At 48.3% G+C, this 13,056-nt stretch carries 12 protein-coding genes; 8 read left to right on the top strand and 4 right to left on the bottom strand.

The genetic code is table 11. From position 1 onward, the window contains the following. Positions 1 to 16 precede the first annotated feature (16 nt). The 5 genes from menB (at position 17) to FCU94_RS08680 (ending at position 6,286) form a co-directional block, all read left to right on the top strand. Positions 17 to 883 (top strand): 1,4-dihydroxy-2-naphthoyl-CoA synthase, encoded by an 867-nt coding sequence (gene menB, locus FCU94_RS08700; protein WP_176288144.1) that lies wholly within the window; start codon positions 17 to 19, stop codon positions 881 to 883. 161 nt (positions 884 to 1,044) lie between these two features. Then, a complete protein-coding gene (gene menC / locus FCU94_RS08695; protein ID WP_176288143.1) occupies positions 1,045 to 2,031 on the top strand; it encodes an o-succinylbenzoate synthase in 987 nt (328 codons plus the stop codon). Next, the gene (menE, locus tag FCU94_RS08690; protein WP_176288142.1) at positions 2,028 to 3,419 is read left to right on the top strand and encodes an o-succinylbenzoate--CoA ligase; all 1,392 of its coding nucleotides are present in this window, start codon (positions 2,028 to 2,030) and stop codon (positions 3,417 to 3,419) included. Before menC ends, menE begins: the two co-directional genes overlap by 4 nt. A gap of 121 nt (positions 3,420 to 3,540) precedes the next feature. Next, positions 3,541 to 6,015: a bifunctional diguanylate cyclase/phosphodiesterase gene (locus FCU94_RS08685; RefSeq protein ID WP_176288141.1), complete on the top strand. Its 2,475-nt coding sequence runs from the start codon at positions 3,541 to 3,543 to the stop codon at positions 6,013 to 6,015. A gap of 94 nt (positions 6,016 to 6,109) precedes the next feature. Then, positions 6,110 to 6,286, top strand: a complete 177-nt coding sequence (locus FCU94_RS08680) for a hypothetical protein (RefSeq protein ID WP_176288140.1) — start codon at positions 6,110 to 6,112, stop codon at positions 6,284 to 6,286. Here the strand turns inward: FCU94_RS08680 and FCU94_RS08675 are convergent. From FCU94_RS08675 to FCU94_RS08665, 3 genes are all read right to left on the bottom strand, one after another. Continuing rightward, the gene (locus FCU94_RS08675; protein WP_176288139.1) at positions 6,283 to 7,206 is read right to left on the bottom strand and encodes a YeiH family protein; all 924 of its coding nucleotides are present in this window, start codon (positions 7,204 to 7,206) and stop codon (positions 6,283 to 6,285) included. The two genes, FCU94_RS08680 and FCU94_RS08675, sit on opposite strands and share 4 nt — an antisense overlap. Before the next feature lie 116 nt (positions 7,207 to 7,322). Then, positions 7,323 to 9,194, bottom strand: coding sequence for an MFS transporter (locus tag FCU94_RS08670; protein ID WP_176288138.1), 1,872 nt, complete (start codon positions 9,192 to 9,194; stop codon positions 7,323 to 7,325). A 24-nt stretch (positions 9,195 to 9,218) separates the two neighbouring features. Beyond that, entirely contained in the window at positions 9,219 to 9,809 is a 591-nt protein-coding gene (locus FCU94_RS08665; RefSeq protein WP_176288137.1) for a TetR/AcrR family transcriptional regulator, read from the bottom strand. A 189-nt stretch (positions 9,810 to 9,998) separates the two neighbouring features. Between FCU94_RS08665 and FCU94_RS08660 the strand changes: the two genes are divergently transcribed. Both FCU94_RS08660 and FCU94_RS08655 read left to right on the top strand, forming a co-directional pair. After that, the gene (locus FCU94_RS08660) at positions 9,999 to 10,877 is read left to right on the top strand and encodes a Tim44 domain-containing protein (RefSeq protein ID WP_176288136.1); all 879 of its coding nucleotides are present in this window, start codon (positions 9,999 to 10,001) and stop codon (positions 10,875 to 10,877) included. Between the two features lie 118 nt (positions 10,878 to 10,995). Next, positions 10,996 to 11,316 carry a DUF1244 domain-containing protein gene (locus tag FCU94_RS08655; protein ID WP_176288135.1) on the top strand — a complete coding sequence of 107 codons (321 nt, stop codon included), beginning with the start codon at positions 10,996 to 10,998 and terminating at the stop codon, positions 11,314 to 11,316. A gap of 56 nt (positions 11,317 to 11,372) precedes the next feature. Here the strand turns inward: FCU94_RS08655 and FCU94_RS08650 are convergent, their stop codons facing one another. Next, complete coding sequence (locus FCU94_RS08650) at positions 11,373 to 12,440, bottom strand: PLP-dependent cysteine synthase family protein (RefSeq protein ID WP_176288134.1); 1,068 nt, start codon at positions 12,438 to 12,440, stop codon at positions 11,373 to 11,375. A 117-nt stretch (positions 12,441 to 12,557) separates the two neighbouring features. Here FCU94_RS08650 and FCU94_RS08645 point away from each other — a divergent pair, with 117 nt between their 5' ends. Next, on the top strand, positions 12,558 to 13,043 hold the full coding sequence (locus tag FCU94_RS08645; RefSeq protein WP_176288133.1) for an Lrp/AsnC family transcriptional regulator: 486 nt from the start codon (positions 12,558 to 12,560) through the stop codon (positions 13,041 to 13,043). Positions 13,044 to 13,056 lie beyond the last annotated feature (13 nt).

Below are 13,056 nucleotides of genomic sequence, written 5' to 3'. Positions count from 1 at the left end.
TAGAACAGGAATCACCATGGCAAAAACAGTTGGTATCTCAGAACAAGAACTCTACGCTCCAGTAAACTGGAATGACTGCAGCGGTGAATACCAAGATATTCAGTACCATAAATCCGCTGATGGGATCGCCAAAATCACCATCGCACGCCCGCAAGTTCACAACGCGTTTCGTCCTCAAACGGTAAAAGAGATGATTCAGGCTCTAGCGGATGCTCGTTACGACGAAGGCGTAGGCGTGATCATCTTAACTGGCCTTGGCGAGAAAGCTTTCTGCTCGGGTGGCGATCAGAAAATTCGTGGCGATTACGGCGGTTATCGCGATGAGTCTGGTACTCACCATCTCAACGTACTCGATTTCCAACGTCAAATTCGTACCTGCCCTAAACCCGTTATCGCTGCAGTCGCTGGCTGGGCGGTTGGGGGCGGTCATGTGCTGCATATGATGTGCGATCTAACGATTGCAGCCGAGAATGCGCAATTTGGCCAAACGGGGCCCAAAGTGGGCTCTTTTGACGGCGGTTGGGGCGCTTCTTACATGGCGCGTATTGTCGGCCAAAAGAAAGCGCGCGAAATCTGGTTCTTATGTCGTTTTTATGACGCACAAGAAGCGCTCGATATGGGGTTGGTTAACACTGTCGTGCCGGTTGAAGACCTTGAAAAAGAGACGGTTCGTTGGTGCCGCGAGACGCTTCAACACAGCCCAATGGCGCTGCGTTGTCTGAAAGCGGCACTAAACGCAGACTGTGATGGCCAAGCCGGGCTTCAAGAACTCGCAGGCAACGCGACCATGATGTTCTACATGACTGACGAAGGTCAGGAGGGTCGTAACGCGTTCAATGAAAAACGCCGTCCAGACTTCAATAAGTTTCCTCGTAACCCTTAATCTCGGGTCGCTGGTTGGTTTAATGAGCCTTTGCGTATGACGTATTAGGCTCTATAAACACGCCCAAACATCGACTGCAAAAACGGGTAAATCATTGTCTACAGTGCTGCTACATTTAGATGATGACGCAAATAATAAAATTATTACTAAAGGATTCAGTTATGAGATCAGCCAAACTCTATCGCTATGAGTTGCCGATGGACAGTGGGGTGATTCTACGCGAACAGCGATTAACAGTACGAGAAGGTTTTATTATCGAACTCAGTGAGGATGGACGAGTAGGACGCGGAGAAGTTGCCCCGCTGCCGGGATTTAGTCTAGAAACGCTTGATGAGGCCTACAGTCAACTTGTAGAGCAGTTGGCACTATGGTCTCGCGGCGTTGAGCTTGATCTAGAGCCGCTGTATCCGTCTGTTGGATTTGGCTTATCAATGGCGCAGCTTGAGTTAGACGCCATCTTGCCACAGCCAGGCTGTTTTCAAGCCGCGCCGCTTTGCTCTGGAGACCCAGATGAGCTTATTCCCAAGCTAGACGCGATGTCCGGCAGCAAAGTCGCCAAAATCAAAGTCGGCCTGTACGAGCCGATTCGCGATGGGATGTTGGTTAGCTTGTTCTTGGAGTCGATTCCAGATTTAACCTTACGTTTAGATGCCAACCGAGCTTGGACATCCGAGAAAGCGCAGCAATTTGCCAACAAGGTCGCTCCATCGCTACGCCAACGTATCGATTTTATTGAAGAGCCTTGCCAGTCACCCGGTGACAGTTTCTCATTTGCCATCAATACGGGGATTGCTATTGCTTGGGATGAGACCTTGCAACACGCGGTGCGCCGGGACGGCTTCAAGCTGCAAGACTTTAATGGCGCCAAAGCGATCATCATCAAACCGACCTTAATTGGTTCGGTTGAGCGTTGCGTCGAGTTGATTGCGACCGCCAAGGCTTTGGGCATTAAAGCCGTGATCAGTTCGAGTATCGAGTCGAGCTTGGGCTTAACTCAACTTGCTCGTCTATCTGCTTGGCAATTGCCGCAAGAGGTACCTGGGCTCGACACCATTGGCTTGTTTACTCAGCAACTAGAAGTGCCATGGCCAGGCTGTGATTTACCTTTAGTGGCGCTTAGCCAACAATCGCTTATCTGGCAGTCATGACTGAAAGCCCCGTTTCACCACTGCAATATTGGGCTCAAAAGAGCCCTTGTTCGTTAGCATTGAGAACGCCAGAAGCCAGCTATACTTGGTCTGAGCTGGCTGAACAGGTAAACAGAGTGGCGGCCGGATTGCGCGCGCAAGGGGTTGGCGCAGGCAGCGTTGTGACCAGCATAGGTAAAAACTGTCCTGAGCAACTGTTTATCTTACTTGCCTGTTTAGAGCTCGGCGCCATTAATGCTTTAGTAATGCCTCAATCGCAGAGGGAGCTGGAACAAAAGCTCACCACGCTCTACCCAGATTGCGATACGCGCCATGTTTGGTACGCCGCCAATACGGGTCAAGCGAGCAAATCCACCCTTAACTTCTATACTCAGTCTCCTTCCTCGTATCCATCCAACCAATATCAACCCAACGCGTTGGCCACAGTCGTGTTTACTTCTGGCTCAACCGGTAACCCCAAAGCGGTAGCTCACACGTCACAGCAACATATCGCCTCGGCGCAAGGGTTATTGGCGGTTTTCCCCTTTCAGCGAGGAGATGGTTGGCTGGTGAGTTTACCCTTGTACCACGTTTCGGGATTGGCCATTGTTTATCGTTGGTTATTCAGCGGGGCGTGGATCAAGTTAGGTAGCGGTGAGCTGCAGCAAGACGTGAAAGGGGTCACGCATGCGTCGCTTGTGGCGACCCAACTGCACAGGCTATTGGGCAGTGGTGAGCCGTTGGCGCTCAAGCAAGTCTTATTGGGGGGCAGTCATATAGACCCGCAGTTAAGCCTACGTGCTGCCAGTCAAGGTATTGATGCTTGGCTTGGGTATGGCATGACGGAAGCGGCGTCAACGGTGACGGCAAAGCGAGTTGATGACAGGGCAACAGCTGGGCGTATCTTGGCTAATCGACAACTAAAGGTGGAAGATGGACGGATCTTCATCGGTGGCGATACGCTTGCGGCGGGATATTACGTACGCGGCGAGCTTAAGCCCATAACTCAAGATGGCTGGTTCGATAGTAAAGACCTCGGTCAATGGCAGGGCGATGAGTTGGTGATTATTGGCCGAGCCGACAATCAGTTTATTTCTGGTGGTGAGAATATTCACTGCGAAGAGATAGAGCGAGTGCTCAACCAGCATCCTCTGATTGAACTTGCGGTCGTGGTTCCGGTTGATGATAGTGAATTTGGTCAACGCCCTGTGGCGATTATTCAACACGCTAATACTTTAAATCTCAACTCCTTAGATGAGTTCCTCACTCCTAGGTTGAGCCGTTTTAAGTGGCCTGTCCGCTATTATCCGATGCCAAATGAGTTGCAATCGGCAGGTATCAAGGTGTCGCGTTATGCGCTGCAGCAGTGGTTGGCGAGTCAACTCTCCGTCGTTAAGAACAGACCGTGATCAAAAATGTGGTTTTACCGCATAGTTATGGGTTGAAATCACAGCTTGCTTGACTGATTTTGCAATCGTCAGTCATTCAGCGAGATAATCATCGCGTGTCGTTAGTCAGGATTTTTGTAGTATGGATAGCACCTCGATCACCTTTTCAAATCAGCAGGAATTGAACCGCCTGCTCGAAGACGATCACGCGCGCCACGATAATTTGCTCATTCAACTATTTTCGGATCAGACTGAGCAACAGGTGAAAGAGTATTATCGCTTGATCGTGCAAAAATGGCCGAATTCGGTGGTGATCGGCAGTAGCGCCAAGCACAAAATTGACAGCGGAACTATTATTTCACAACAGACGGTTGCCGTGGTTAGTCAGTTTGATACCGTTCATTTTTCCACGGCGGTGGCGTGTTTTTCTTCGACTGAACGTCAAGCTAAGCAGCGATTGCACCAACAATTAGAGATTACGCGCCACACCAAAGCAGTCATTTGTTTTGGGGATCGACTCACCGCAACAGATGACGATCTATTTGCTGCTTTTTGCCACGACACCATTCCTGTCGCGGGCGGCGTCACCGTGACGACCGACAACGGCCGCTGGGCGATGCTCAATGGTGAGTTTTATCACAGTGCGCTCGTCGCTGTGGCTTTGCACTCGGAGCACCTTCACGTATGGCATAAGGCATACAATGAATGGAACCCAATCGGACAAACATTTGTTGTGACTAAGGTGCGCGGAAACAGGGTGTTTGAACTCAATCATCAAGCCATCGGTCAGGTTTATCGCCGCTATTTAGCCGATGGGGAACAATTTCCTCCTGAGATGTTAATTGGCTTTCCGCTGATGAAAGGGGATCCGCAAGACCAAGCGCTTTCAACTCCGATTAGCATGCTCGATGATTTGAGTATAGAGTTTGATAAGCCACTACAGAAAGGCGATAAGGTCCGTTTTTGTTATGACCATCCAGAGTTAACCATCCAGCAAGTCAAACAGGGCGCCTTCCATCTTGCCCACCAGCAACCAGAGGCTATTTGGGTGTATAACTGCACTTCACGGCTTGATTTTATTGAAGGTAATGCAGAGTTAGAGCCTTTGCAATCTGTGGCCGGGTGTTATGGCTTCTACTGCATGGGAGAGCTGTATAAAGATCAACTACAGCAGATGATCTTGCATCACAGCATGACACTGATTGCGATGCGTGAAGGTGAGGCGACTCAAGATATCGCATTGCCCAAGGTCGACGAATCCTCCACGATTTCTCCTCTGTTTTCGATGATCCGTAACTCGTTTGCCGACCTCGAGAATTACAATCAGGTGATGCAAGATAAGATAGAGAGCCAAGCCAATGCCTTAGTGTCCAGTTACCGAACTGATCGTCGCACTGGGCTGCCCAATCGCGCTGTGCTGTTAGAAAACATTGCACAGATGGCATTAGAAGACTGCTTGCTGAATGTCAAAATCAATAATCTGACCGATATCAATGAAAAGTACGGCTATTCAGTAGGGGACAACCTATTGGTGATGCTGACCTCATTTTTTGCTCAGTTGGTGAAAGAGAACCTGCCTGAGGGGGCCAAGTTATACAGCATAGGTGTCGGTGAGTGGGCGACTGTTTTTACCAACCCATTGCCCATGCAAGAGGTGCGTCGCCGCTTTGAAGTATTGCTGGAGCAAGTCGAGTCGATGGATTTTAAAGATCTATCGTTTTTAGACAGCACACACCTTGCGGTTTCGATCAGTGCGGGTATTGCGCAGAAAAAATCGTTTTTGATGTGCTCTGCAGATGCGTTGTTGTTTAAGTCAATCGAAGCGCGTCGTCACGCGAACAAGACGAACCAATCATTTGTTGATGCCGATGATCTGATCCAGCAAGAGACTCAACGCCGTGAACGATTAGAGAAGCTGTCGATTACGAACCATGCTATTGCACAGCGAAATATTGAGCCGTATGTACAACCCATTTTTGATGCAACGACCCGCACTCTGAGCAACTATGAGTGCCTTGCGCGTTTAACTCATGGTTCGCAGGTGTTGTCACCGGGGTACTTCTTACCTCTGGTTCAAGGAACGCGCTTATACAACAAAATGAGTCAACTGATGATCAAGCGTAGCTTTGAACTGATGCAACCACGAAGCGAGAAGTTCTCTCTCAACTTATCTCACCAAGATATCGTCAATGACACCACTTTGGAGCTACTTGAAGAGAGCATTCTCGGCCTACAAGACCCTACTCGAGTCGGGATTGAAATCGTTGAGTCTGAGCAGATTCATGACTTTGAGCGCATGAGTGAGGTGTGTAATCATTTTCGTCAAATGGGGGTGACGATCATTGTCGATGATTTCGGCTCTGGATACTCGAACCTCGATGAAATCATCAAAATTGAACCTGATATCATCAAGTTAGACGGCAGTTTAATACGCTATATCGATGTCGACGCTAAACAGCGTAAAGTCGCTTCTCAGTTGGTCCGTTTGTGCAATGTATTTGGTGCTAAGACGGTAGCGGAGTTTGTCCATAATCAGGCGGTGTGTGACATTGCCACTGAACTTGGGGTGGATTACCTACAAGGCTTTTATCTTGGCGAACCCACTAAGCTGACTTAGTTAATTTAGGAATTTGATAGTGCAAATCTGAATTTAGCAAAGATATAACTCTAATTCATAATAAACCATGTTTTTTCATAGTTAGGGTATATAGATGCTCAGGTTCGCACTGGTCGGTATTATCTTAGTCCAGATCATTATCGCGACTCAAAGCCATGGGTTATTGCGTTCATTGGCCGAGTTAGGCGCGTTTGTTTCTACTCTGGTTTTGGTGTACAACCTTAAGCCTAGAGTGAGAACAAAACGGCTCTCTGGCGCAAAGCAGGATTAGGTCAAAGTCAGCCATGCAAGTGAGGTGGTGGAGATCAACAGCCAAAGTGTAATGCCAAACATTAGTGGCTTAGGGCCAGCGGCCTTAAGCTTAGTGACTGAAATACCACATCCCACCAAAAATAAGCACACCACTAACGCCCGTTTAGCGATGTCAAAAATCGCTTGATAAAGCCATTCAAACTGCGGCAACCCATCACTAATACCTATCGCCAAACAGTAAAATAAGATGAAATAGGGCAGAGTGATGGCTTTACTGTCGCTACGAAATAGAAAACTACTGAACAGGGCGACGGGAACAATCCACAGCGCTCGGGCTAGTTTAAGTGTGGTTGCCGTGGTCAGTGCTTGTTCGCCATAAGCCGACGCTGCACCGACAACAGATGAGGTGTCGTGTATGGCGATTGCGGCCCAAGTACCGAACGTTACTTGGTCTAGGTCGAGCGCATGACCTATCACTGGAAACACGAACAGGGCTATCGAGTTAAGTACAAACACGGTAGCGAGCGCGAGGCCAATCTGATCGTCTTTGGCATTGATCGCTGGGGCAATCGCGGCAATCGCACTTCCACCGCAAATAGCGGTACCAGATGAAATTAGGTATCCGGTCTCGCGCCTCAATCCAATCGCTTTCGCAAACCACCAGCCGATCGCTAAAGTGCCTACTATCGTGGTGATGATTAACCCGATCCCGTCGCTGGTCACCGCCAAAGCTTGTTGAAATTGAATGCCAAATCCTAGACCGACTATCGAATACGCGAGCAGTTTTTTGGTCACTTTAGCCGGCTCTATGTGTTGAGGGACTAAGCCAAGTGATGCGAGTAGGAAGCCGATAACCAGCGCAGTCGGAGAGGAAACAATGGGGGTGAGGCACACCAGCATCGCAAGCCAAAATGGCAAAGCTTGGAGAAAACGAGTCATAGTCAGCGTAAAGAGAGAACAAAGTGGCTAGTTTAGCCAATCGAGTGAAATAAAGAGATGTGAATGTTTTGAACAGGCGTTAAGAAAAACTGAACGCCTGTTTAGGTCTGAGTGACTCAGCGCCAATCGCCTCTTAGTTGCGCGACTCGATGGTGCATGGTATCCGTGCTGGCGAACTCAGGTTGAACGGGCTCCCCCGCTTCAATTTCGATTCTCGACCAGAAGCGCGAAGGTAAGCCTTTGCACGCCGAGCCCTTGTGACGACTGAAGTAACTTCCCCACATCCCTTTTAGTGCAACAGGAATGACAGGGACAGGGCTACGTTTTAGTATGATGTCCATGCCGCGCATAAAGGGATGAATCTCGCCGTCTGGGGTCAAACGTCCTTCAGGGAAGATACATACGATGTGCCCCTGATTCAGAGCCTGTTCTACTTGATTGAATGCACGAATGATCGAACGGCGATTGGTTGCTGAAATGGGGATAACGCCCGCTCGATTGAGAAACTTACGTAACGGCGGCGTATTGGCATACTCTTCCTCCATCACAAAGCGGATCAAACGAGGACAAACTGCACTCAGTAATAGTGCATCCATGTAACTGACATGGTTGCAAACTAAAAGCGCGCCTTGCTTTTCTGGTAAGTGGTGGAGGTTTTTATGTGATACACGGTACATGGTGTGGGTTAACACCCAAACCAAAAAACGCACGACAAAAACGGGGACTTGAAAAAAGAGATAAGCCGCCACCAAAAAATTGCCCACGGCAAGCAGCAAGAACAGTTGAGGAATCGACAATCCTAACAACGACAAACAGACAATGCCGAGTAGCGCACTACCTACCATAAATAGTGAGTTGTAAATGTTGAGCGCGGCAATCACTTGGGCGCGTTCTTTTACGCGTGCGCGCTGTTGCATTAGGGCGTAGAGCGGAACAATAAAAATACCACCAGACATACCCAGCAGTAGCAGATAAGTAAAGAGGGGCCATAACGGCTGATAGCAAATGAATTGGGCAAAATCGTTCAATGCGGGTAGAGAGTCGGGCACTGATGTGGCCATTAACCCACCGAAAATGGTGATGCCGATACTTCCGATTGGGACGATTCCCACTTCAATACGGTGGTTTGATAGCTTGTCACATGCGAGTGAGCCAAGAGCAATACCAATCGAGAACAGCGCCAGTAAAAATGACACCGCGCTTTCGCTGCCATTGAGATGGAGCTTGGTAAAGTTTGGGAACTGAGTTAAATAAGCGGCGCCTAAAAACCAAAACCAGCTGATCGCCATCAGTGATTTAAAAATGGTCGGATCCGCTTTGGCTATGGCAATAGTGTCTCTGGTTTGTTTTATTGGCTGCCAACGAAACTTCAATTCCGGGTTACTGGCCGGGGCTGATGGGATCGCACGACTCGACAGATAGCCAAAGAGGGCAAACAGTACCACAGAGCCCGCAGCGACATACTTAGCGTGCTCGACAGAGGCAATCACGCCAGCCCCAAGGGTTCCCAGTAGAATAGCCAAAAAAGTACCGGTCTCGACCAGTGCATTTCCCGGAACGAGTTCGTTAGCTTTTAGCTGCTGTGGTAGCAAGGCGTATTTGACCGGACCGAAAAAAGCGGATTGTGTGCCCATTAAAAACAGGAGCACTAACAAGATGGCGTAGCTCTCGGTAATAAAGCCGATGGCACCAAGACACATAATGCCTATTTCTGCCAGTTTCACTTTGCGGATAAACCAGGCTTTTTCGTACTTATCAGCGAGCACTCCGGCAGACGCTGAGAAGAGGAAAAAAGGCAAGATAAATAAGCCTGCCGCGAGGTTAATAAACAAGTTACTCGACACGGGCAGCACCCCAGCGCCAGCGAAGGCCACGAATAGCAGCAAGACATTCTTAAAGATGTTGTCGTTGAATGCGCCAAAGAACTGGGTGATGAAGTAGGGCAGAAAACGTTTTTGCTTCATCAAAGATGCCTGGCTGTGTGGCATGGTTTGTCCTTAGTTGGTGAGAGTTTACCAATTGCTTAGATAGTTAGAGAGTAGGTTTTTAATTAGCTCTTTACCATCGATAGGTTCAGAGGCAAAAAACTTATCATCCACACTCAATAGCGTAATTCCGTGTACGCCAGACCATAACACTCGGCTCGCTTTTAGCACATCGTCACTTTTACGATGAGGAGCCAGCACTTGCAGAAGCTGCTCCAACATACTGGTCATGCTCTCAATGCGCTGCGCTTGCCATTGTGGGAGGGGCTCGCCATTCATATTGTGCTCGAAAATCAGTTGCCAGCGGTACGGGTGACGCTGAGCAAAATCATGATAGCAGTAAGCGAGTTCATACAAGGCGGTTTCGGTGTCTTGGCTCTGATTGACCACCTGATTGGCTTCAGATGACAGTTCATCCAGTGTTTGAGCCACCGCGTGAAGTAGCAGCAGATTGTAGCTACCAAACACGTTTACCAAGGTGCTCGGCACGTATCCAATCATGTTGGCTATTTTGCGTAAGCTAAGCTCATGATAGGAGTTGCTGGTCAAAAACTGTTTGACGGTATCAAGAGTGAGAGTTACCAGCTCTTCACGGGTGTGATCGTTGCGTCTAGCCATGATTAAAGTCTGTAATGAACAATGTTCGATATTCTATGAGGCGGTGATTAGAGCGTCAACTTTACACGTCACTATTTGCAATATTCTGATACATGATACTGCAACCTTTTGGTTGAAACTGGTGTCACGAGCGTTAATATGGGGCGATAAATAAAAGATTTATTCCGTTAGGAACCTGAAAGGAAGAACATGAAACGACTTTTTTCCCTTGTTGCTTTACTTATGGTCTCTGTCGCAATCACACCGATTGCAGAGGCTAAGAAGTTTGGTGGTGGTAAATCATTTGGTAAGAGCTTTAAAACAGCGCCGGCACCAAAGCAGCAGCAACAAAACACCAACACTGTGGGTAAAGATCAAACCACAACCAAAACTCAATCGAGCAAAAAAGGGCTTATGGGCGGGCTGCTTGGTGGCTTGCTCGCTGGTGGCCTGTTAGCGGCATTCTTTGGCGGCGCTTTTGAAGGTATCCAGTTTATGGATATTCTCATTATGGGTTTGATTGCCTTTGTGATCTTCAAGCTAATGCGCGGCATGCTGGGTTCGAAACAAGGCAGTATGAATCAGCACCGCCAGCAGCCTGCCTTTGGTGGCAATGCGACTAAGTTTGAGCAGCCAAATGTACACAACTTTGAGCAGCAGCAACCGGGCGCTCAAAGTGGCGGATTTGGTTTTGGCGCACAAACAGACGTCCCACATAACTACCCACCGGGCTTTGACCAAGTCGCGTTTATCAATGGTTCGCGTGAGCACTACCGAGTTCTGCAAGGTGCCTGGAACCATAACCAACTTGATACGATCGAAGAGTATGTGTCGCCAAGCCTATTTGAAGATCTCAAATCAGAGCGTGCTAAACTTGATGGTGAGCAGCATACTGATGTGATGTATGTTGACGCAGAAATTGTACGCGCCGACTATGACGCAAGCAAGGCGCAATTGAGTTTGCAGTTTAGCGGTCGTTACCGCGATGCGGTTGAAGGTATCGAAGAAAACATCGAAGACGTTTGGCACCTTGAGCGTGACTTGACTGTACCTAACGCGCCGTGGTTGATCGTCGGCATTCAAGGCTAACCAAAACGGTTGAGTATCACTAAACGCCCGAGCAATATGCTTGGGCGTTTTACTATTGAGAGAACGAGGCTCACACTGATACACTGAAGAGAGATAATCACAACAAAAGGTAAGGAAAGTGGCTGAATTTAAATATAAAAACCTATCTCAAGCTGAACAAGACAAGCTCGACGCTGCGGTGTTTCGTCGCCTACTCGCTCACCTCGATGACAACAAAGATGTACAGAACATCGATTTAATGATTTTGGCGGGGTTCTGCCGCAATTGCTTTAGTAAATGGTATAAAGCGGAAGCGGATAATCAAGGCTTAGCACTCGATATTGATGATGCGCGAGAGCGTGTTTATGGCATGACTTACGATGAGTGGAAACAACACCATCAGCTAGAAGCGACCCCAGAGCAAATGGCCGCGTTTGCCGCCCGTCAGAACAAAAAATAATAACAAAACCGCCACTTTGACAGTGGCGGTTTTGTTATATCTAGGAGGGGGACCACTTAGCCTAGCTGACCTGTCGCTTCAAAGTGCTCTAGTTTTGCAAGGTAAGGGTGTAAGTCACCAATATTTTCTTTTACCCACTCACTGTTGTAGTAGGTATCAAGGTAGCGTTCACCGCTGTCACACAATAGTGTGACAATCGACCCTGTTTCACCGCGCGCGTTCATTTCTGCGGCCAGTTGCAGTACACCGTATAAGTTAGTGCCTGTTGAGGCTCCCACTTTACGCCCGAGGATTTTCTCAAGCCAATGAGCCGTTGCGACCGACGCTGCATCTTCGATGGTACGCATTTCATCAACCACACCAGGGATAAAACTCGGTTCGACCCTCGGGCGGCCAATTCCCTCAATTTTACTGCCACACTCAGCGGTTAACTGTCTATTACCTGTGCGGTAGTAGTCATGAAATACTGAGTTTTCCGGGTCGACCACGCACAACTTGGTGTCGTGCTTTTGATAGCGGATAAAGCGACCTATGGTTGCGGATGTGCCTCCTGTGCCAGGGCTCATCACTATCCAACTTGGGATAGGGTGATCTTCCATCTCCATTTGACTAAAAATCGAGTTGGCGATGTTGTTGTTACCTCGCCAATCTGTCGCACGCTCTGCATAAGTAAACTGGTCTATGTAGTGTCCGTTTAGCTCTTGCGCTAAGCGATGTGACTCAGCATAGATTTGATCAGAGCGATCCACTAAATGGGCTTGACCACCATAAAACTCAATTTGTTCTATTTTCTTTCGTGCGGTGCACCTAGGCATTACGGCTATAAAAGGGAGACCCAGTAAGCGAGCGAAGTAGGCCTCAGAGACGGCGGTGCTGCCAGAAGAGGACTCGATAATGGTAGTGTCTGGTCCTACCCAGCCGTTACAAATGGCATAGAGAAACAGTGAACGAGCTAAGCGATGTTTGAGGGAACCAGTGGGGTGTGTACTTTCATCTTTCAAGTAGATATCGATACCTGCCACGCTAGGTAGATCGAGTTTAATCAGATGTGTATCGGCGCTGCGTTGATAATCGGCTTCTATCTTGCGTACAGCAGTGTTGATCCAGTTATGATTAGTACACATAGGGTTTCTCCTTGGAATCGTTATAGGGATAATCTATCGATGTCCCGAGAGAAAAGCTTTGCTATTTATACTTTTATTTGTTTTATTTGGAGAAAATTTTTCTACAAATAGCCGTGTATGGATGCTGAACTAGATAAAGTTGACCGAAAAATACTCGATCTTTTACAAAACGATGCGACGTTGTCACTCAACGACCTCGCTGAAGCGGTTAACTTAACCACGACCCCTTGTTGGAAACGGCTCAAGAAGCTTGAAGAAGCGGGGGTTATCCAAAAAAGAGTGGCGTTGCTCAACCCAGAGAAGCTCGACCTGTCATTTACTGCGTTTGTATTGGTCAAAACCAGCGACCACTCTCACGAATGGTATCAACAGTTTGTTTCGACTGCTGCCCAATTTCCGGAGGTGATGGAGTTTTACCGAATGGCGGGGGAGTATGACTACATGATGAAGGTACTGGTTAAGGATATGCCGAGTTTTGACCGTTTCTATAAGAAATTAGTCAATTCAGTCGCAGGGCTGTCGAATGTGACGTCGACTTTTGCCATGGAGCCACTTAAATACACCACGGCTTTACCGATTGCGGGTGATTCATCTCACTTGTAGGGTATTGCTCTTG

This window comes from Vibrio sp. JPW-9-11-11, assembly GCF_013369335.1.
In the GTDB taxonomy this organism is placed as follows: domain Bacteria; phylum Pseudomonadota; class Gammaproteobacteria; order Enterobacterales; family Vibrionaceae; genus Vibrio.
This window is presented reverse-complemented; position numbering and strand designations above follow the sequence as displayed.

Excerpts from the sequence above, each read along its gene's own strand:
- FCU94_RS08670 (WP_176288138.1), bottom strand. The coding sequence starts at position 9,194 with ATGCCACACAGCCAGGCATCTTTGATGAAGCAAAAACGTTTTCTGCCC.
- FCU94_RS08680 (WP_176288140.1), top strand. The coding sequence starts at position 6,110 with ATGCTCAGGTTCGCACTGGTCGGTATTATCTTAGTCCAGATCATTATC.
- FCU94_RS08645 (WP_176288133.1), top strand. The coding sequence starts at position 12,558 with ATGGATGCTGAACTAGATAAAGTTGACCGAAAAATACTCGATCTTTTA.
- FCU94_RS08650 (WP_176288134.1), bottom strand. The coding sequence starts at position 12,440 with ATGTGTACTAATCATAACTGGATCAACACTGCTGTACGCAAGATAGAA.
- menB (WP_176288144.1), top strand. The coding sequence starts at position 17 with ATGGCAAAAACAGTTGGTATCTCAGAACAAGAACTCTACGCTCCAGTA.
- FCU94_RS08660 (WP_176288136.1), top strand. The coding sequence starts at position 9,999 with ATGAAACGACTTTTTTCCCTTGTTGCTTTACTTATGGTCTCTGTCGCA.
- menC (WP_176288143.1), top strand. The coding sequence starts at position 1,045 with ATGAGATCAGCCAAACTCTATCGCTATGAGTTGCCGATGGACAGTGGG.
- FCU94_RS08685 (WP_176288141.1), top strand. The coding sequence starts at position 3,541 with ATGGATAGCACCTCGATCACCTTTTCAAATCAGCAGGAATTGAACCGC.
- FCU94_RS08675 (WP_176288139.1), bottom strand. The coding sequence starts at position 7,206 with ATGACTCGTTTTCTCCAAGCTTTGCCATTTTGGCTTGCGATGCTGGTG.
- FCU94_RS08665 (WP_176288137.1), bottom strand. The coding sequence starts at position 9,809 with ATGGCTAGACGCAACGATCACACCCGTGAAGAGCTGGTAACTCTCACT.
- menE (WP_176288142.1), top strand. The coding sequence starts at position 2,028 with ATGACTGAAAGCCCCGTTTCACCACTGCAATATTGGGCTCAAAAGAGC.